Consider the following 21,417-nt stretch of genomic DNA (forward strand, 5'->3'; position numbering starts at 1 on the left):
AAATCAATACCTTTTCTTAGTTATATAATTTTATAATAAATAATTAAACTTATTAATTATTTATATATTTTTCAAAGACATATCCGAAATCTTTATTATTATAAGTCTCTCTTATATCATTCATCCAACCAAAATTAAACTTAGTAATTTCTTCTATCATAGTAGCAGCATTACCTTCTACATGACCTCTGCTTATGGCATCATTAGCCATATCTAAACTTTTCATCCCATATTCATAAGATTGTCTATTCTTATGTTGGATTTTTCCAATTTCAAATAAAGCTTTATATAAGTCTTTTAGTTGCTCTATTTGTTTTTTATCAACATCTATACTAAAGTAATTATCTGCAAAACTAAACTTAATTTCCACATCTAAATCTACTGTTCCTGCAGTTTCTAATGTTACTGAATGAACATTTTCACTACGAAACTCATGTCTTTTTACTACTCTTTTTTTACTTACAGCAGATGCACCATCTACATGTATTAGACCTCTGTTCGTAAATACGTATTCATCTGATTTTGATTTTATAACAAAGTAGATTTTTTCACCATCTTCATTCATTATGTAGTCATCTCCATCAACTTTGTTAAAGTCATTTGGATCTATTATCTTACCTATATCAGATAAACCTAATGTATCTGCTGCCATTTTCCCAAATATATTTCCTGCCATGTTATCCTCCAAAATAGTTTAAGTTTTTAATACATTTATATTATACCATGTTTGTATTGCTATTCAATCATGGTGATTTTTAAATTACTTGTCATAAATTTCCTATCTGATACATTCAATAAATTTTTCAACAACTTGGTAAAACTGAGTTCCAGCACATCTCTCAAGCTTCTTTTATTAATATTTCTTCGCTAATCCCTATTTTGCCTATATCATGAAGTTCCCCTACTATAATTAATTCATCAATCCCCATCCTACAATTTTCAGTATTTTATCATTTTCATATATTAGAGGAAAAATCCAACACTGATGAAACTTAAATCCTTTATCCATATTGGAAAAGAAATACTGTCTAAGATCAATCTAAGTCATTCATTCATATAGCTACAACCTTGATTTAATATTTTTATAATTAATATATAAGTATTAGACAAAATATTACAACATAATAAATATTTTTTCCTAATTATATGTATATTTTTATTTTAGTGGCTGTATTAATATTAAAATACAGGTATTACAATTCCTTTATATTTAGATTCTATAATTTCTCTACATTCATCAGATGTAAGAACCTCTTCTAATACTTTTATTTTCTCATTATCTTTGTCTTTCGTTCTATAAGCAAGTAAATTTGCATATTCATCATTTACTGGTGCTGTATAGATTCCGTCTTCTTCTGCACTAAGTCCTGCAGGTATAGCATAAGTTGTATCAACAAATCCAGCAGTAACATCTTCTAATGATGGTGGTATTTGTGCCACATCTAATTGAACAAAATCTAAATTTTTTGGATTTTTAATAATGTCATTAACCCCTACTATATCACCTTCTTTTAAAGTGATTAGTCCTTCACTTTCTAAATATCTTAAAGACTTTGATGCAGAAGCAGCGTTATCACTTATAGCAATTGTATCTCCACTCTTAAATTCATCTATAGAGTTTATTTTCTTAGAATATAACACTCCTGGACAAACATATAGCTTAGACCCTGCCATTATTTCATAACCTTTGCTTTTTACTGCTTCATCTAAATAAGGCTTATGTTGAAATAAATTAGCATCTATTTCTCCATTGTTTAATGATTCATTAGGTAAAATATAATCATTAAATGTCACAACTTCTAAATCATATCCTTTTTCTTCTATAAGTGGTTTCAACTTTTCTAATAATTCACCACCTGGAACTAATGTAGCTCCTACTTTGATTATTTTATCATCCTTAGATTCAGATGATGTTGCACATCCAGCTAATGATACACATAGTAGCGCACTCATCACTACACTTAATAATTTTTTTGATTTCATAATAATATCCCCCTTAAATTGATAATAAAAATCTCTCTAATTCCTCCATTAGTTAAACTTTAATTCCTCTAAAACAAAAAAACTTGAGTATAAACTCAAGTTTTAATAGCGAATTTATACTTATCTTTCAGTAAACCTACTGCAGGATTTAGCACCGTGTATATAAAAATATACTGGTTGCCGGGTTTCATAGGGCCAGTCCCTCCACCACTCTAGATAAGAGATTTTTTATTTTTTAATTTGATAATTATCATAGCACTGTTTCTTTTTAATGTAAATTGTATAATTAATTTTTTATATTTTTATTTTTCTTTAATTCTTAGCTTCCTATTTTTATAATTTTATCATTGATATCATTAGCAAATCCTATATCATGAGTTATTATTAGAATTGCCATACCTTTAGCCTTTAGATTTCTTATAATTTTTAAAACTTTTTCTATTGAATCAACATCCAACGCAGATGTTGGCTCATCAAAACAAAGAACTTTTGGCGTTAATGCACATGCCCTTGCTATGGCAACTCTTTGACATTGACCACCAGATAATTCATAAGGATAAGCATCTACTTTATCTTCTAAATCTACCATTTTTAAAATATCTTTTGCTTGTTTAATTGCATCTTCTTTTGGTTTTTTAAGAACATTTATTGGTGCTGATATTATATTTTCCAATACTGACATATGTGGAAACAAGTTAAAGTTTTGGAATACCATTCCTATTTTATCTCTATTCTTTGATATATGACTTTTATCTTTCATTACATAATTATCTACTATAATTTCTCCATCATCAAAAGTTTCAAGACCATTTATACATCTAAGAATTGTAGTTTTTCCTGCACCTGATTTTCCTAAAATCACACATACTTCTCCAGTATTAACTTCAAAATTTATATTATTTAATACTTTATTCTCCCCAAAAGATTTATTTAAATTTTTTACTTTTAGCATATTTGTCTCACCTCTATTTATCTATAATACGCATATTTATTTTCAATTTTTTTAAACATTATTGTTAAAATTCCAATTAGCACTAAATATACTGCACCAGCTTCTATTAAAGGTACTATACTCGCTTGGCGATTTTGTGCTATTTGAGCAATTCTTAATATATCATTTAAACCTATGGCATATACTATAGCTGTGTCTTTAATTAATGTTATTACTTCATTTGACATAGCTGGTAATACTCTTTTTATAACTTGAGGGAAAACTATTCTTCTATACATATCAAATTTGCTAAATCCTAATACAAAAGCTCCTTCATATTGCCCTTTGTCTATAGATTGGATCCCCCCTCTAAATATTTCAGCAAAATAAGCTGCATAATTTAGTGAAAATGCTACAATTACAGCATCAAATCTATCAAATACTATTCCCATTAAAGGAAGCCCAAAGAATACAAATACTAGTTGTAATAATAGGGGGGTTCCTCTCATAATTAGTATGTATAAATTTGCTATTTGACTTATTATTTTATTTTTGGATATTCTTAAAAAGCCTATCATAATTCCAAGTGGTATTGATATTATCAGCGTTATAAAAAATACTAATAATGTAACTTTTAATCCTTCTATCATAGTGAAATTTCCTCCTTGTGTATCTTAATCTATATTTCTTAATTTTTACATATTATTTAGCTTTTCCAAACCATTTATTATAAATTTCATCAAAGACTTTATCATCTTTTATCTCATTTATTGTATTGTTAACTTTATCTCTAAGTTCAATATCTTCTTTTCTAAATGCAACAACATAGTCTTCTGTTCCAAAATTATCATCTAATATTTTATACTTTTCTTCACCCTTTTTACTTATATAATATTTAACTAAAGTTTCATCTCCAACTAAAGCATCTATTCTTCCAGCTTCTAAATCTCTAAAGACTTTATCAAAAGTATCATATAAAATTGGCGAACCATCTAAACTATTTAATATCTCTGAATCTTTTTCTAATGCTTCTAATCCTGCAGACCCTTGTTGAGTACCTACTACCTTATCATTTAAATCTTCTTTACTTTTAATTGTCGAATTTTTTAATGTCACTATAAGTTGGCTATTTTTCATATATGCATCTGTATAAGTAACCTTTGCTTTTCTTTCTTCAGTTAATGAGTATCCATTCCATATAGCATCTATATTTCCTGAATTTAATTCAGTTTCTTTCATTGACCAATCTATACTTTGGAACTTAACATCCATATTTAATCTTTTAAAGGTTTCTTTAGCTAAATCCACATCAAACCCTACTGTATCTCCATTATCATCTAAATATCCCATTGGGAAGTATGTATTATCATATCCGATTACTATTTCATTATCATCGGAAGTAACATTCTTTTTGTTGCATCCTACTGCTCCTACCATAATTGCTAAAACCGCTAATCCCATTATTAATTTCTTTGATATCTTTTTCATTTCTTTCTCCTCCTAATAATTTAATCTTTTATTATTGCAATAAAAAAACCACATAGGCTAATACCTATGTGGTTAATATTTGTTATATATATTCCACCATAGATACAAGCCTTTTTAACAACACTAAAAGGGCTTGTATCTATGAATTAAATTTCATAATTTACAATCCCTTGGTTCTATGATGGTGATGATGAAGTTGTATATTTAATTTTATTGCAATTATTGAATTTTTCATAACACCATTTCTCCTCTTCTCAATATTTGTTTTAATTATTTTTCATTTGTAATTAATATTAATATGAATGTTTGGAATTGTCAAACATTTTTTATTTAAAATTTATCTTCACGTAATAAATATTCGTTATTATCTTGATCTTTAAATGTGAATAATCTAGCATAAGGCATAGTTACTATATCAGTTACTTCAACACCTTTAGCTTTCATTTCTATATACGCATTATCTAGATATTCCGTACTTAATATAACTGTTTTATAATCTGTATTAGCATCTGGATATTGAGCTTTCATAAGGTTTTTATCGTATAGAACTATAGTTACCCATTCACTTTCTTTCGGTGCTATTTCTATCCATCTTAAAGGCCCTTCTGTTGCATCTATCTTTGTTACAAAGTTTAATTTTTCAGTCCAAAACTTCTTAGCTTCATCTTGATTATTTACATATATTGTTACTTTAGCTATTTTATTTATCATTTTACTTCTCCTTAGATATCCTTTTATTATAAATATATTAAAAAATCTATTACGTTAATTAAATAAATCTAAATTAACATAATAGATTTTATTTTTATAAATACTAAATTTAATTAATGTGAACTATTTAGTATCTATATAGTTTTTTATAAACTATTTTCTTTTTTTGTTTTACTAGCGCAGTAAATTACATATATAACTACTATTGCAAGGTAAGGTAACATTTGAATAAACTCTATTGGAAGTTTTGCCCCTTGTAAATAGTTACTCATACTTTCCGTGAATCCAAATAGACTTGATGTTAAAAGCCCTACAACTGGATTAGATCCTGCCATGGCTTGAGTAGCAAGTGCTATATATCCTCTTCCTGATGTCATACCTGCTGAGAATAGTGTTACATATCCCATAGATAAAAATGCTCCACCAAGGGCTGCTAATGCTCCACTCATTGTTAATGCTATATATTTTACTCTATTAACACTAATTCCTACAGATTCCGCAGCTTCTGGACTTTCTCCAACAGCTTTAATTCTAAGTCCTAATTTTGTATATTTGAACATCACCCAAACAAGTAATACTAGTATTAATGCCACATACGTTAATATATTATGTCCTGATAATATGTTTCCCACTACTGGTATATTTTCTATTATTGGTATATTTATATTAGGTAAAACTAAAGAATTTAAAGAAGTTGACGCTCCCTTATCTCCTGTTAATAAATATAAACCAAATACTGTCATTCCTGATGCCATTAAGTTTAACGATATACCAGATATTATTATATTTGATTTTAATTTAAGAGCAAAATAAGCAATTATATTACTCATTATTATTCCTGAAAGTACTGCAAATGCTAAACCTGCAAAAGCACTTTGTGTAAAATGACTTGCTGCTACCCCAACAAATGCCGCTGTTAACATTGTACCCTCTAGCGCTATATTTCTAGCTCCTGCACGAGCAGCTATCATAGCTCCTAAAGTCGTTAAAAGTATAGGAGTTGTGGATCTTATAACAGCAAACCAAAAACCATCTTTTAATAAGATATCAAATAGAGCTTCCATTACTTATCGCCCCCTTTGTTTTCATTATTTGCTAAAGCTAATTGGCTTTCTTTTCTTTGTTTTATAAAGTATAAGAATCTTTCAGCTGTAACTAAAAGTATTATTACACCTTGTATAAGAGCAACTATTTCATTTTGTACATCTGTTTGTCTTGACATTATATCTGCACCAACACGCACATATGATAGGAAAAATGCTGCTATTGGTATAAATATTGGATTATTAGATGAAAGTATAGATATTATAACTCCATCCCAAGCATATGTCGGAGCTTGAGACCATTGGAAACGTCTATACATCCCTAGCTTTTCTATAGCACCTCCTATAGCTGCCACAAATCCTGATATAAATGAAGTATAAAGTATGCATCTTTTAGTATTTATTCCTGAGTATTTTGCAAACTCTGGATTAGACCCTACTATTCTTATTTCATAACCCCATTTAGTACGAGTTAAGAAAATATACAATAATACACAAACTATAATAGCTATTATAAATCCACTATGAAGTCTTGTCCCACTAACAATAGTAGAAAGTTGAGCAGTATTTAAAAACTTAAGTGAAGCAAAGTTAGAAGCTTGTCTGTCTGCTAAAAACTTATTTATTATATAAAGCCCTGTATAGAAAAATACATAATTAAGCATTAATGAAGTAACAAGTTCATTTGCTTTATATTTAACCTTGCAAAATGCTGGTATACTTCCTATAAGCCCACCTATAAAACCTGCTATAACTATTGCAACCATAGGATGAACTCCTCCTGGTAGTGGTATCATTATAGCTACAAATGATGCTATAACTGCCCCCATATAGAAAGATGCATCTGTTATCATTGAGAAGTTTCCTGATTTAAAAACTAAACTTAATGATAAACCTGTAAACATTAACGGAACCATCATTTCAAGCACATTAAATATATATCTTTTTGAGCTTACTGGTCCTAAAAGTAAAGTAGATAAGGCTTTAGTTGGATTTTCACTAACTAAAAATATTATTCCACTTGTTATAATAAGTGCTATACCTATAGCAACAAATAATCTTAATAAATCAAAATATTTAAGTATATTAAACTTTTTGTCTTTATGCATAATAAGCACCTCCAATTACTTCCTCACTGTCATGCTTAACTCCTAGCATGTAAAGACCTAATTCTTCTTCAGTTACATTCTTAGCATCCTCTATGTAACCTACTATTTTACCTTCGTGCATAACAATTATACTATCACTTAAAGATAAAACTTCTCCTAAATCTGATGATATAAGAAGTATGGCTTTTTTAGCCTCTCTCATATCTAATATCTTATGTCTTATAAATTCTATTGCCCCAACATCAATTCCACGAGTTGGTTGATTAACTATTAAAAGATCTGAGTCATATAAAAATTCACGTCCTACTATAACCTTTTGTATATTTCCTCCAGATAAATCTTTTATAGATTGTTTTGTATTATCATGCTTTACTATAAATTCTTTTACTAAATTAGTTGTAAATTCTTTTACTTTTCTTAAATCTAGTAATCCTTTTTTATTTAATTCTTTTGACGCATATATTTTAGATATAGCATTGTCTTCTATTGAAAGGTTTGGTGCACTACCAAAATGCAATCTATCTTCAGATACATGAGATATTCCCATTTCCTGTCTTTTTAATATAGATTCTTTTGTAATATCTTTATCTTTTAAAGATATTTTTCCACTTACTATATCAGTAGTTCCTATTATGGCATTTACAAGTTCTGATTGTCCGTTTCCTTCTATACCTGCAACACCTAATATTTGTCCTTCTCTTACTGTAAAACTCATATTATCTACTACTACGTTCTTAAATTGATTTTTAACTGTTAAGTTGTCAATTTTTAAAACTGTCTTTTCAAAGTTTCCTTCTGTTTTTTCAATATTTAAATCAACATCACGTCCAACCATTAATTTAGATATTTCTTGCTCAGAAAGCTCACTTACTGAATAAGTTCCCATAGTTCTACCATCTCTTAGAACAGTCAACCTATCACAAAGTTCTTTTATTTCGTGAAGCTTATGAGATATAAATATTATTGTGTATCCTTGCTCTTTTAGTAATTTTAATTGTTTAAATAACTCTTCTATCTCTTGTGGTGTAAGTACTGCTGTTGGTTCATCTAGAATTAATATCTTTGCACCTCTATATAATGCTTTTAATATTTCTAGTTTTTGTTTCATTGCTATTGAAATGTCTTTTACTTTAGCTCTTGCGTCAACTTTTAAGTTATACTTAGTTGAAATTTCTTCTGTTTGTTTTATGGCTTCTTCTATATTTATAAACCCTGATTTAGAGGTTTCATGACCTAAAATCAAGTTTTCTGCCACACTTAAAGAGGGCACCAACATAAAATGTTGATGCACCATCCCTATACCTTTTTCTAAGGCTTGTTTAGATGAAGAAAAGTTTACCTGTTCTCCATTTACATATATATCACCACTAGTTTGTGGCATCATTCCAAATAGCATTTTCATTAGAGTTGACTTGCCTGCACCATTTTCACCTATAAGTGCATGAATTTCACCTTCGTTTATAGCAATATTTACATTGTAGTTTGCAACTACACCACCAGGATATACTTTTGTTAAATTACTTACTTTTAATATTTCTTTTGTCATTTAACACACTCCCGATTATTATTTTCATTTAAGCAATGGATATATCTGCAGCGATAGCAAAGATATATCGTTGGCGCCATGAGCATAGCGAATTTTTTATAAGGGTATAACATTTTTGTTATGCCCTTATATTTATTTAATATTTTATATATTTTCTACTTTGCTGAGTTTATTACTTCTTTTAACTGAGCTTCTTTCATACCTAATGCAGACTTAACTTCTACTTTACCATCTTTTAATTCTTTAGATATTTCAGTTACTCTATTTCTTATTTCTTCACTTACAGTTGAAGTATATATATCATTTTCAGCTAATTCAACAACACCTTCTTTTGCTCCTAAAACATTGTGGCTATTGAATTGTAATGAATTATCTAAGAAAGATTCCATAGTTAAAGCTAATGAGTTGTCTACTCTTTTTAACGCTGAAGAAATTATATATTTTTGTTCTTCTTTTCCTTCGTAAGCTAATGCTTGGTCACTATCCACACCTATAACATATTTTTTAGAATCTCTAGCTGCTTCTACTGATCCTGCTGAAGCTGGTCCAGCTGCTGTAAACACTACATCTGCTCCATTTGAATATTGAGCTAATGTTAATTCTTTAGCTTTTGCTGTATCTGTAAATGAACCTACATAAGCTACTTCAACTTTCATATCTTTATCTATAAACTTAGCTCCTTCTATGTATCCTACTAAGAAGTCGTTTATAACTGCTGATGTATCTCTAGCTCCAACAAATCCTACAACTTTATCTTTATTAGCAAGTTCCATGTCACTTGTAGTAACTAAAGCTGCTAAAGTACCAGCTAAGAATCCTGCTTCATTTTGCTTATATGTCATTGAATATACATTTTCTAAATTATATTCATCATAATTTACATCTGTATCATATATTAAGAATTTCTTTTCAGGATAAAGCTCTGCTGTATTTTCAACATGCTCTTTCATATCCCAACCACCAGTTATTATAACATCAGCGTCTGATTCTGATGCATCTATTAAAGCTGGTTCAAACTTAGTTTGATCAAATCCCATCTCTACAACTTCAACATCAACCTTATCACCAAATTGCTCTTCTATTTTTTCTGCTCCAGCATTTGCTGAATCATTTATACCTTTATCTCCTAATGCTCCTGTTACTAATAATTTCACATTTACTTTATCTGAGCTAGAAGCTGTATCTTCTCCTCCTGCTCCACATCCTACCAAGAAAGTAGCACTTAATCCTATTGCTAATAGTGTTGATAATATTTTTTTCTTAAACATTTACTAATCCTCCCAGTTGTAAACTTGTGTATTGTTTGTATCATTTAATAGTTCTATATATTGATCAAAGTTAAGCTTTTGCTCATACTTTGATAATATTTCTTTTGTTTTTTTACCATCATCTTTTAATAAATCTATTACTGATGATGTAATATATTTCATAGGTAATTCATATGCTAAGTATTTATCTTCTGTTCTAAAATCATTACCATGAATTCTTCCTGCAAATCCTGATACTCCTATTTGAACAGTTGGCATTATATAAGATAAATCTCCTATATCTCCACTAGCAAAAGAATGGCAGTCTTTAAGAATTTTATCTTCATCCATAAATTTAAGCATATTTTCTTTTAATACTTCTGTAAGATTCTTATCTTGAGTAAGAGGTAAATATCCTCCTGTATTCGAAATCTTAACTTGAGCTCCAAGTGCTAATGCTCCACCTTTTATCGCTCTATTTACCTTAGTATCTACATCCATTATTGCATCTAATGTCTTTGCTCTTATGTACATATCTAAAACTACTTTTTCAGGAACACTATTAACACTTGCCCCACCTTCACTTATTACGTAGTGAACCCTTACTGTATCTTCTTCTTTAAATGTTTCTCTTAAATAAGCTATTGCATTTAAAGCTACATTTGCTGCATTTAGTGCATTTACTCCATCCCATGGATTAAGTCCTGCATGTGATGAAACTCCTTTAAAAGTAATTTTTTTACCTAAAAATCCATTTAAACTTGAATTTATTTCTGTATAATATTTATCATTAGGTGGCATAGAATGACAAGATATTATTAAGTCAATATCATTAAACGTATTTAATCTTACCATTTCTTGTTTACCCGACATATAAGATATTTTGTTCTCTTCAATTAAATTTTCTCTATAATTAAAGTCACAATATTCTTCTGCAGGTGTTGCTATAAATGAAATCTTTCCACCTAATTCATTTATAACCTTAGATTCTTTTAATGCAATAAATGAACCAAGTATTGTGCCTATTTGAGCATAGTGACCACAAGAATGAGCACATTCATCTTTTTTTCCTAAGTATTTATGGTCTGTACTAGGAACCGAATCTATTTCGCATAAAAGACCTATATGAGGACCTTTTTTTCCAGAATCTAGTGTAGCTTTAATTCCTGTTATAGCTATATCATTTTTATAATCAATATCATACTTATCAAAAATTTTACAAATTAATTTATTAGTTTCAAACTCTTTAAAACCAAGTTCAGGATTTTCAAATATGTTTTCACCTAAATTAATCATTTCATTTTTTATTGAATTTATTTCATTCCAAATTCTATTATCCATAATACACCTCTACACGAACTATTGTTTTTTTCATTTTCATTTAGTTCGTTTTCCGTTTTTATTATATCATGTTTGGATTAAATTTCAACATATTTCGCGTTTTTTCTACTATTTTTTGTTCTATTTTTTATATTTCATTTGTCTCACATCATAAAATAGTATTATTTTTCAACATTTAACAAGTAAAAGTTATAAATCTCAATAAAAAAGAATCCAACATTTAGTCAGATTCCTTATCTTATTACATTATATTCGAATTTTACATTTTACTATTTATCATTTGTTCGTATTTATTTCATATATGTTTAGTTTGTTTTAGAACTTATATCTATAAATTCAAATTCTTCTACATCAAATAATCCTTTATCTGTAAGTTTTATATTAGGTATCACTGGTAATGCCAAAAATGCTAAGGTTAAGAATGGATCTATATCCTTACTTACTTTTAATGAGTTATAAGCTATATCTACTAGTTTACTAAACTTAGAATTAACATACTCTATATTTTTATCACTCATTAGCCCACCAATATTTAAAGATAAACTTTCTAGAATTTCATTAGAAGATGAGATTGCAATTCCACCCTCCATACTTATAACTTTATTTACAGCATTTACTATATCTTCATCATTATCCCCCACAACTATAATATTATGTGAGTCATGAGATATGGTTGTAGCTATAGCACCATTTTTTAATTTGAAATTTTCTACTAATCCTATACCTATATTGCCTGTATTTTTATGTCTTTCTATTACTGCTAATTTTAATATATCTTTTTCATTATCATATTCAAACTTATTATCAACTATTTTGACCTTAGCTTTTACCTTTTCAGTTATTAAACTATGCGGCTTTAACGAAATAATATTTACATCTTCTTCACCATCTTCTTTTTCAAAGTAAATTTGTATATTATCTGTATTTATTTTAGAAAGATGAACAGTTTTTAAAACTTTAGAAAAATCTTTTTCTTTTGTTGTAAACAAAGGTTTTTTATCTTTCCCTACCAATTCTCCATCTTTATATACTTCTTCTATATTAAAGTTTTCTAAGTTATCAAATACTATTATATCTGCCTTATATCCTGGAGCTATAGCCCCGACATTTTTTAAGTTATAACAATTTGCCGCGTTTATGGTTGCCATTTGTATTGCCGTTATTGGATCTATCCCATTTTTTATAGCTAACCTTACATTATGATCTATATGACCTTCTTTTAATAAATCCTCTGGGTGTTTATCATCCGTGCATAATAAAATTCTTTGATAGTTATATTGATTAACACCATTTATAAGGTTTTTAAGATCTTTGGTTGCCGAACCTTCCCTTATCATAACATACATGCCTAGTCTTAATTTTTCTAACATTTCTTCTTCTGTTGTACATTCATGGTCTGTATTTACTCCACTTAAAACATATGCATTTAAACCTTCTCCATTTATACGAGGCGCATGACCGTCCACACTTTTGTTGTTTTTGTGAGCTAACTTCAGCTTATCCATTACGTCTTTATCTTTATATATGACACCAGGGTAATTCATCATTTCCCCTAATCCTAAAATCCTTGGATGGTTTATATATTTCTCCAAATCGTCAGCCTTAAGTATTGCTCCTGAATTTTCAAAATTAGTTGCCGGAACACATGAAGGTAACATAACGTATGTATTTAAAGGCAATTCTTCCGTTGAATTTAATATATACTCAACTCCATCAAGACCACAAACATTAGCTATTTCATGTGGATCTGTAATTATTGTAGTCGTTCCTCTAGGGACTATAGCTTTTGAAAATTCCCCTGGCGACAACATAGATGATTCAATGTGAATATGGGAATCTATAAGACCCGGTGCTATATATTTTCCTTTTAAGTCTATGTTAATATCTCCTGTATATTCTCCAATACCTATTATTATTCCATCATGTACTGCCAAATCACCTTCTATAACTTCGTGTGTAAATACATTAACTATATTTGCATTTTTTAATACTAAATTTGGATTTTTATTTTTCATTGATCTGTCGATTAATTCACTAATGTACATAATATTCTCCCAACTATCAAATATTTTTTAAATCTTATAATATCATATTTATATTCCTAGTCAAGTTTTTTTATTAAAATATTTTTTTTATTTCATACAAATATTTCTCTTAAACCTTAAATACCCTATAATATATTTATACATATTTGTAACATCATGTAAATTATGTAATAAGGGGATAAATTTATGAGGAATTTAATAAGAAAATTTTTAGCTATTTTTTTAGCTAGTATGATTAGTTTTTGTAGCTTTCAAAATTTAAGCTACTCTTTTGCCACAGAAAATTCTACACTTTCTAAAGGATATGTTGATATACCATCTTGGATATCTACTCGAGAGTTGAATGTAAGGTCTAAACCTTCTACATCCGCTTCAAAGATAGGTTCTATAAAAAACGGTAACTCAGTAAATATTTTAGATAGTATTGCTAAAATTATAAAAGTAGATGGTAAGAATGTAGTAACAGATCCATGGTATAAAATATCTTATTCAAATAGCTTTGGCTATGTTTCTGCAGATTATATTAAGTTATTAGGAGAAGATAAATCTTATATTCCTAGTAATACAACTTCTATAAAAGGAATAGATGTGAGTTATCATCAAGGAGATATCAACTGGGAAAAAGTAAAAAATGATGGTGTGAAATTTGCTATTATTCGTGCTGGTAGTGGCACTAAAGAAGATAGCAAATTTAAAGAAAATATAAAAGGCGCTTTAGCTGTTGGAATCCAAGTTGGTGTTTATTGGTTCTCCAATGCTTATACAGTTAATGGTGCAAAGGATGAATCTCAAAAATGTATGGAAGTAATTTCACCTTACAAAAGTAAATTATCTTTTCCTGTCTTCTTTGACTATGAAGAATATACTCTAAAGCTAGCTCAAGAAAGTAATTTTAACCTTAGTTTAAGTTCAGTGTCTAATATTTGTAAAACATTTTTATCTAATTTAAAATCAAACGGATATAAATGTGGTATATATACAAACAAAACAGTTTCTAAATATTATCTTAGTGATGCTCTAAGAAATTCTTATGATTTTTGGATAGCTCAGTATAATGATAAATGTACTTACTGGGGAAAATACACCATGTGGCAATATAGCCAAACTGGAAAAGTTAATGGCATAAATGGCAATGTAGATCTAAACTATTACTTTAAGAGTAATCCTATAAGTATGTCAAAAACTACTATAAGTTCTATTTCAGATCAAAAATATACAGGTAGCAAAATAACACCCAGTATAAGTGTTAAATATAATAATAAAACTCTAGTAAAAAATAAAGATTATACTGTATCATTTGAAAAAAACACTAACGTAGGAACTGCAACTGCTACTATAAAGGGTAAAGGTAATTATACTGGTGCAAAAAGTATAACTTTTAAAATTGTTCCCAAAACTGTAACAAATACTAAAGTTTCAAGTACTACTTCTTCAAGTATAAAATTAAGTTGGTCAAAAGTTTCAAGCGCTAATGGATATAGAGTGTATAGATCGACTAGTAAAAATGGAACTTATACTAAAGTAAAAGATATTACTAATAATTCCACTTTAAGTTATACTGATTCTAATTTATATAGTAATAAAAAATATTATTATAAAATAAAATCATTTAAAACTATTAATGGACAAAGGTACTATGGATATTATTCAAGCATAATAAACGGAGAAACAAAATTATCTACACCTTCAGTAAAGTTATCAACACCAAAAAGTAAAAGTATAAAAGTTTCATGGAACAAAGTCTCTGGAGCCAAAGGCTATGATGTTTATAGTTCAACTAGTAAAAAAGGTACTTATTCCAAAAGAACAACTACAAGTAATTTGAATTATACTAATACAGGTCTAACTAAAGGTAAGACCTACTACTATAAAGTAAGGGCCTATAAAATAGTAAATAACAAAAAAGTTTATAGTTCTTATAGTCCTATAAAGTCAATTTCTAGTAAATAATCAAAGAATATAATATATGTTAAAAAAATAAAGGTATTGCTTACTAAGCAATACCTTTATTTTCAAGTTCTATTTTTTTCATTTTTCTATAATAAGTTATCATAAGCGGTATACATGCAGATATCCATGCTATAGGATCTGATAAACAAATACCAGTAAATCCTATAAACTTTGGCAATGTGAATGCAATTATAGCTCTTGCCAATAACTCATAAACTCCTGCCATCATTGGTACAAAAGATTCTCCCATACCTTGAAGTACATTTCTATATACAAATATAAATCCTAATGGTATAAAGAATATAGCTGAATAATTAAATACTAGTTGAGCATATTTAAATATTTCAGGAGTTGGATTTTCCATAAATAAAGTGACAAAATATTTCCCAAGGAATACAAGAACAGATCCTGCTATTAAGCTCGTAACTATTGATACTTTATTCATTATTTTCATCCCATTTTTTATTCTATCAAATCTTCCAGCACCTAAATTTTGTCCTGCATAAGTTGCTATTGTTACACCAAATGAAGTTGATGGTTGCATAACAAGTTGAAGAACTTTAGATGATGCTGTGTATGATGCTATCACAGTTGATCCGAATACATTTATAGCACTTTGGACTATTATGATACCAATTGCTGTTACTGAAAATTGTAATCCCATAGGTATACCAATTTTTAAATGTTTTTTATAATAATTTGATTCAACCTTAAAATCTTCTTTTTTTAATCTTAAAACTCGGAATTTCTTATAGCTATAAATTAAACATAAAATAGCTGAAAACCCTTGTGCAATATTAGTAGCATAAGCTGCTCCTGATACCCCCATTTTAAAATTAACTATAAATACCAAGTCTAAAATAACATTAAGAATAGATGAGATTATTAAAAAATATAAAGGTGTCTTACTATCACCTAATGCTCTAAGTACTCCCGCTGCCATATTATAAAGCGCTTGAGTTATAAGTCCTGCGAAAATTATTGTTATATAAGTATCTGCATTATTAAAAATATTATTTGGTGTATTCATCATTCTAAGAAGAGGATTTTTAACTAGTAAAGCTATTACTGTCATTAAAAGAGTCGAAATTAATGTTAATGTAATATTACTAGCTACTGCCTTTTTTACACCTACTTCATTTTTTGCTCCAAACTTTTGAGCAACTAGCACTCCAAATCCACTAGTTAACCCTAATATCATACCATTTACCAAAAAGAACATAGATCCAGTAGAACCAACTGCTGCTAGTGCATCTACCCCTACAAATCTTCCAACTATAATCGTATCAACCATGCTATACAATTGTTGAAACACATTTCCAATTAATAAAGGTATAGAAAAGAATATGAAAATTTTCAAAGGATTCCCCTTAGTCATATCGTTAGTCATATACAGCTTCTCCTATCTTTATTTTTTAAGCTATCAAAATTTTATTATGCTGTAAATAATATTTTTCTAGCTCTATATATACATCTATTACTCTGACATAAATTATTTATAAATCAAATAATTTATAATTTCTTTGTATAATAAAAAAAGCAACCATTACTTTAATAATGTCTGCATTAATTTTTCAATCTTATAAATGATATCAGATAAGAAATTATAGGTCAATAAGTATATTTTAACCTCCCCTTATGAAATCATTTTCAACAAAACAATTTTTTATTTAGTTATAAACGTGAAAAAGATGTACTAAAATTAATACACCTTTTTGGTGACCCATCCGAGACTCGAACTCGGGACACCCTGATTAAAAGTCAGGTGCTCTACCGACTGAGCTAATGAGTCATGAATTTTATTTAATATTTATTCTTAATCTTCCCTTATTATTATCTATTATTCACTTAATTCTATATATTAAACTTATAATTATGTATTAAATTTCAGTTTCAATTCATTTTAAACTATTGATTTGTATTTATGATATAATAAATAATTATAATTAAAAACAAAAGGTGGTAAATTATGACTGACAAAAGAAAAAAAGGAATTTTAGCAAGTTTATTAGCTGGAGCAATGGCTCTTGTAGGATGTTCTAAAAGTGAAATGAATGATGAAGTTAGAACACCTCCAAAAGAACTTCCTGTAGCAACTATCATTATTAAAAATTATGGAACTATTGAGGCTGAACTTTATCCTCATATAGCTCCAAACACTGTAAACAACTTTATATCTTTAGCTAACAGCGGTTTTTATGACGGACTTACTTTCCACAGAGTAATAAAAGACTTTATGATACAAGGTGGAGACCCAAATGGCGATGGTACAGGTGGTCCAGGATACAGTATTAAAGGTGAGTTTACTAAAAATAAATTTAAAAATGATTTAAAACATACAGAAGGTATTTTATCTATGGCCAGAAGCCAAAACAAAAATAGTGGTGGTAGTCAATTTTTTATAATGACTAAAGAAGCTTCTCATTTAGATGGTCAGTATGCTTCATTTGGCAAGGTTACAAGTGGTCTAGATATAGTACATGAAATAGAAAATTCAAAAACAGGCTCAAACGATAAACCTGTAAAAACTATAGTTATAGAATCTATAAAAGTAGACACTAAAGGTGTAAAATATGATGAGCCAGAAAAAATCTAAATTTTATTTATGTCAAATTTAAATACAAAAAAGACGGAATTTCAGGGGTGAAATTACCGTCTTTTCTTAATTATGGGGTATGTTACATTTAAATATTTGTATAATGGGGATTATACTATATTTAAATATAGGGTTTGATGTATTTAAACATGGGGTTGTTTAAATACGGGGTTTTACTACCAAGCCTAAAATAAAAAAACTACCATTTGTTGGTAGTTGCCATTCAAGTTTAAAATCATAAACCTTTGTAAAAAATAGCTTAAGTTTATGACAACAAAGAACTTTTTATTCTTCGGCAACTGGCTGGCATAGTGTGATTAACCTTAGCCCCTATAGCTTTGCGTCTCTAGATTTCTCTAGATTTGCCAATATTTAGCTATTACACTATAAATTATATACACTTTGTTTCACATATGCTAGTATTTATTTATATTTTTTTGTATTTTTTTATTTTTATTTAAAATCACCTTTTATTTGCAATTAAGGCATACTTTAGATACTTTTTTACCCTAATACCTTTTCAAAAGCTATCCTCTCAGAATCGTCTTCTAAATAAATTACACCACAGTACTCAAATCCATTCTTGCTCAAGAACCTTTGCATTGATTGATTTTGTCTATGAGTATCAATTTTAATATGTTTTATATTATTTTCTAAGCAAATTTTCTCTATGTATTTGAATAACTCTCCAGCTACTCCGTGACCTTTTATATTACTAGAAACGGCTACTCTATGTACAACAGCATAATCTCCTTGACTAATCCACTTTCCATCATATATAACATCATAATCACTTTCACCAGAAAAAGACAAATACGCTGTAGCAATTACTTTATCATCTTTTAATAAAACATATGACTCATCACTTTCAATATCATTCATTATACTTTCTTCATTTGGATATCCATTTTGCCATTGATCGATACCATTCGCCTTAAAATAACTTTGAGCTTCTTCAATAATATTTATAATTTCTTTTATATCTGACTTTCTCGACTTTCTAAATTCCATACAACACTCTCCTTTTATCTATTTATATTTATTATATTATAAAAGCCCTCCTAATAAAGAGAGCTTTTTCATATCTAATAAATTATTTACTTTTCTTTTTTTCATGTCTTTTATAAATAAAAAATAATATGCCACTTACAAGTAATGTTATTATAAATACAATAGCTGCCATGGTGTAATTCTTTGTTCCAAGATAACTTCCTCCAATAGTAGAGGAGATAACCGATGGTACTCTAGCCACTCCTGAAACTAATAAAAATGGTAATAATTTAATAGGCGTAATTCCTGCTACATAAGAAAGAACATCCTTTGGCGTTCCTGGAATTAAAAAAATAAAAAATATGGTCATATATATTTTTTCATTATCTTTTAAAAAGGTCATCTTTTCTAATTTTTCTTTTGATACAAATATTTCAACAAAATCCATTCCAAACTTTTTTGCAAATAAAAATACCACCATTTGCCCTATCAAGGTTCCAATTAAACAATAAACTGATCCCCAAAACCATCCAAAAGCATAACCTGATGCAATTTCAATAGGCTCCCCAGGTACGACTGCTACAATAATTTGAAAAGCAGAAATACCTATCATAATAAATTTACCCCATATTCCAATGTCATTTACCCATGTTCTAAACTCTTTTGGATTTTTCACAAGGGAAACTATTTTGCCTCCTACTGTAAATCCTAGAATAGCAATAACTAGTAGAAATATTACTCCTCCAATTAATAGAATTTTTTTCTTTTTATCTAATTTTTTTATAGCAATTTCCCTCCTGACTTAAAGTATTCTTCTCTTTTCCAACTGTACTTATGTTAACCAAATAGATTTAATAAATTCTTGCTTCAATACACTTATTATTCAATAAATTTTGATTCTATTTTTGCAATAAATTTAACACTTTTTAAATTTTACAATTTTAATTTTTTCATAAAAAAATAGGAATATTAAAAAATATTCCTATTAGTATTTATCTTAAATTTTTATTTATAATAATGAAGAAAATTGTTCTATCAAACTTTTAAGCTACTACGGCTTCTTTTTCTTCACCGTAGTATTTTTCTACTTCAAAGTCTTTTTCACTATTGGCAACAATTAATGTACACACATTATCCCCCATAACATTTACAGTCGTTCTAAACATATCTACTATTCTTTCAACACCCATAATTAATCCTATTCCTTCTAGTGGTAAATTAACTGAAGTAAGAACCATAGATAGCATTATCATTCCCACTCCTGGAACTCCAGCAGTACCTATAGATGCCAATGTTGCTGTTAAAACTATCGTCATCATTTGATTTATTTCTAAATCTATACCATATATTTGAGCTATAAACAATGCTGCAACACCTTGCATTATAGCAGTTCCATCCATATTTATAGTAGCTCCCATAGGTATTGTAAAAGATCTTGTTGTTTTACCTACACCTAAGTCTTCTAATATTTCCATACTAGCTGGAACAGAGGCGTTGCTTGATGAAGTTGAGAAAGTAATAGCCGCAACTTTTGTAAATTTCTTTAAAAAAGGCATTATCTTTTGTTTTGTGAAAATCTTAAATAATCCACCATAAACTATAGTAACATGAATAGCTAGTCCTAAAAGTACAACTGCTAAGTATTTAATTAACACTAATATAGCATCTTTTCCAACAGTAGAGAATGTCTCTGCAACTAATGCAAATACACCTATTGGAGCTGCCATCATTATTATGCCAACCATTTTCATACATATATCATTCGCACTTTCAAATACTTTTCTTATTGGCTCTGCTTTCTCTCCCACCATACTCATTGCCACTCCAGTAAGTAATGCAAAGAATATTATTTGTAACATATCACCATTTGCAAAAGATGCAATTGGATTTGATGGTATTATTCCAAGTATAATGTCTACAAGTGATTTGGACTCTCCTATGGCTACCTCCCCAGTAACTACAGAACTCATGTCTAGTCCCTCACCTGGCTTTAATACACTTCCTAAAAATAAAGCTGTTACTATTGCTATTGCAGTAGTTGATAAATAAAATGACATTGTTTTAGTTCCGATTCTTCCTAATTGTTTAACATCTCCCATAGATGATGCTCCACATACTAATGAGACAAATACTAGTGGAACAACCATCATTTTTATCGCTGATGTAAATCCACTACCCAATACCTTAAATACTCCACCTATAATTACTGTATCCTTTATGTAACTTTCTGGCAATGATTTCAATATTAATCCAAATATAAAACCTAAAAACAATCCTAATAAAATTTTACTCGTTAATGTGACTTTTTTCTTCATTATTCAATCTCCCTTTTCTCTTTTTCTCGATTACTATTTCATTATACAACACTTTTTCATATTTTTGTTTATTTTTTTAAGTTTACAGATGTTTCCGAATTACTTTTCTTTATTTTTTAAAG

Annotated in this window: 18 protein-coding genes, 1 tRNA gene and 2 riboswitches; of the genes, 2 read left to right on the forward strand and 17 right to left on the reverse strand. The window is 28.6% G+C overall.

Annotation, left to right across the window (positions count from 1 at the left end; all coding sequences use genetic code 11):
* Positions 1-52: 52 nt before the first annotated feature.
* The 12 genes from QX51_RS09425 to ade all read right to left on the reverse strand — a co-directional run bounded on the left by QX51_RS09425 (position 53) and on the right by ade (position 13,444).
* Complete coding sequence (locus QX51_RS09425; protein WP_079764685.1) at positions 53-676, reverse strand: PH domain-containing protein; 624 nt, start codon at positions 674-676, stop codon at positions 53-55.
* A gap of 503 nt (positions 677-1,179) precedes the next feature.
* Complete coding sequence (locus QX51_RS09430; RefSeq protein ID WP_039679662.1) at positions 1,180-1,983, reverse strand: MetQ/NlpA family ABC transporter substrate-binding protein; 804 nt, start codon at positions 1,981-1,983, stop codon at positions 1,180-1,182.
* A gap of 117 nt (positions 1,984-2,100) precedes the next feature.
* Positions 2,101-2,206, reverse strand: a riboswitch (SAM riboswitch).
* Between the two features lie 96 nt (positions 2,207-2,302).
* Complete coding sequence (locus QX51_RS09435; RefSeq protein ID WP_039679663.1) at positions 2,303-2,935, reverse strand: amino acid ABC transporter ATP-binding protein; 633 nt, start codon at positions 2,933-2,935, stop codon at positions 2,303-2,305.
* Positions 2,936-2,952: 17 nt separating this feature from the next.
* Complete coding sequence (locus QX51_RS09440; RefSeq protein ID WP_039679664.1) at positions 2,953-3,564, reverse strand: amino acid ABC transporter permease; 612 nt, start codon at positions 3,562-3,564, stop codon at positions 2,953-2,955.
* Between the two features lie 52 nt (positions 3,565-3,616).
* Positions 3,617-4,402, reverse strand: coding sequence for an amino acid ABC transporter substrate-binding protein (locus QX51_RS09445; RefSeq protein ID WP_039679665.1), 786 nt, complete (start codon positions 4,400-4,402; stop codon positions 3,617-3,619).
* 330 nt (positions 4,403-4,732) lie between these two features.
* The gene (locus QX51_RS09450; protein ID WP_039679666.1) at positions 4,733-5,113 is read right to left on the reverse strand and encodes a VOC family protein; all 381 of its coding nucleotides are present in this window, start codon (positions 5,111-5,113) and stop codon (positions 4,733-4,735) included.
* 146 nt (positions 5,114-5,259) lie between these two features.
* Positions 5,260-6,177, reverse strand: coding sequence for an ABC transporter permease (locus QX51_RS09455; protein ID WP_039679667.1), 918 nt, complete (start codon positions 6,175-6,177; stop codon positions 5,260-5,262).
* A complete protein-coding gene (locus QX51_RS09460) occupies positions 6,177-7,265 on the reverse strand; it encodes an ABC transporter permease (RefSeq protein WP_039679668.1) in 1,089 nt (362 codons plus the stop codon). The genes QX51_RS09455 and QX51_RS09460 overlap by 1 nt, the downstream gene beginning before the upstream one ends.
* The gene (locus tag QX51_RS09465; protein ID WP_039679669.1) at positions 7,258-8,811 is read right to left on the reverse strand and encodes an ABC transporter ATP-binding protein; all 1,554 of its coding nucleotides are present in this window, start codon (positions 8,809-8,811) and stop codon (positions 7,258-7,260) included. Before QX51_RS09465 ends, QX51_RS09460 begins: the two co-directional genes overlap by 8 nt.
* Positions 8,812-8,966: 155 nt before the next feature.
* Complete coding sequence (locus tag QX51_RS09470) at positions 8,967-10,079, reverse strand: BMP family ABC transporter substrate-binding protein (protein WP_039679670.1); 1,113 nt, start codon at positions 10,077-10,079, stop codon at positions 8,967-8,969.
* Positions 10,080-10,082: 3 nt separating this feature from the next.
* Positions 10,083-11,399, reverse strand: a complete 1,317-nt coding sequence (locus QX51_RS09475) for an amidohydrolase (RefSeq protein WP_039679671.1) — start codon at positions 11,397-11,399, stop codon at positions 10,083-10,085.
* A gap of 305 nt (positions 11,400-11,704) precedes the next feature.
* Positions 11,705-13,444, reverse strand: a complete 1,740-nt coding sequence (gene ade, locus QX51_RS09480; RefSeq protein WP_039679672.1) for an adenine deaminase — start codon at positions 13,442-13,444, stop codon at positions 11,705-11,707.
* 186 nt (positions 13,445-13,630) lie between these two features.
* On the opposite strand from ade, the gene QX51_RS19480 reads away from it, so the two are divergent.
* On the forward strand, positions 13,631-15,394 hold the full coding sequence (locus QX51_RS19480; RefSeq protein ID WP_052232975.1) for a GH25 family lysozyme: 1,764 nt from the start codon (positions 13,631-13,633) through the stop codon (positions 15,392-15,394).
* 43 nt (positions 15,395-15,437) lie between these two features.
* On the opposite strand, the gene QX51_RS09490 is transcribed toward QX51_RS19480, so the two are convergent.
* Both QX51_RS09490 and QX51_RS09495 read right to left on the reverse strand, forming a co-directional pair.
* On the reverse strand, positions 15,438-16,784 hold the full coding sequence (locus QX51_RS09490) for an MATE family efflux transporter (protein WP_039679673.1): 1,347 nt from the start codon (positions 16,782-16,784) through the stop codon (positions 15,438-15,440).
* Positions 16,785-17,110: 326 nt separating this feature from the next.
* Positions 17,111-17,186, reverse strand: a tRNA-Lys gene (locus tag QX51_RS09495).
* A gap of 177 nt (positions 17,187-17,363) precedes the next feature.
* Between QX51_RS09495 and QX51_RS09500 the strand changes: the two genes are divergently transcribed.
* A complete protein-coding gene (locus tag QX51_RS09500) occupies positions 17,364-17,990 on the forward strand; it encodes a peptidylprolyl isomerase (RefSeq protein ID WP_052232976.1) in 627 nt (208 codons plus the stop codon).
* Between the two features lie 291 nt (positions 17,991-18,281).
* Positions 18,282-18,367: riboswitch (cyclic di-GMP riboswitch) on the reverse strand.
* 127 nt (positions 18,368-18,494) lie between these two features.
* Here QX51_RS09500 and QX51_RS09505 read toward each other — a convergent pair.
* The 3 genes from QX51_RS09505 to QX51_RS09515 all read right to left on the reverse strand — a co-directional run bounded on the left by QX51_RS09505 (position 18,495) and on the right by QX51_RS09515 (position 21,295).
* Positions 18,495-19,001: a GNAT family N-acetyltransferase gene (locus QX51_RS09505; RefSeq protein ID WP_039679674.1), complete on the reverse strand. Its 507-nt coding sequence runs from the start codon at positions 18,999-19,001 to the stop codon at positions 18,495-18,497.
* 82 nt (positions 19,002-19,083) lie between these two features.
* Positions 19,084-19,656 (reverse strand): TVP38/TMEM64 family protein, encoded by a 573-nt coding sequence (locus tag QX51_RS09510; RefSeq protein WP_052232977.1) that lies wholly within the window; start codon positions 19,654-19,656, stop codon positions 19,084-19,086.
* Positions 19,657-20,023: 367 nt separating this feature from the next.
* Positions 20,024-21,295 (reverse strand): dicarboxylate/amino acid:cation symporter, encoded by a 1,272-nt coding sequence (locus QX51_RS09515; RefSeq protein WP_039679676.1) that lies wholly within the window; start codon positions 21,293-21,295, stop codon positions 20,024-20,026.
* Between the last annotated feature and the right edge of the window lie 122 nt (positions 21,296-21,417).

The organism is Terrisporobacter othiniensis, assembly GCF_000808015.1.
GTDB lineage: Bacteria > Bacillota > Clostridia > Peptostreptococcales > Peptostreptococcaceae > Terrisporobacter > Terrisporobacter muris.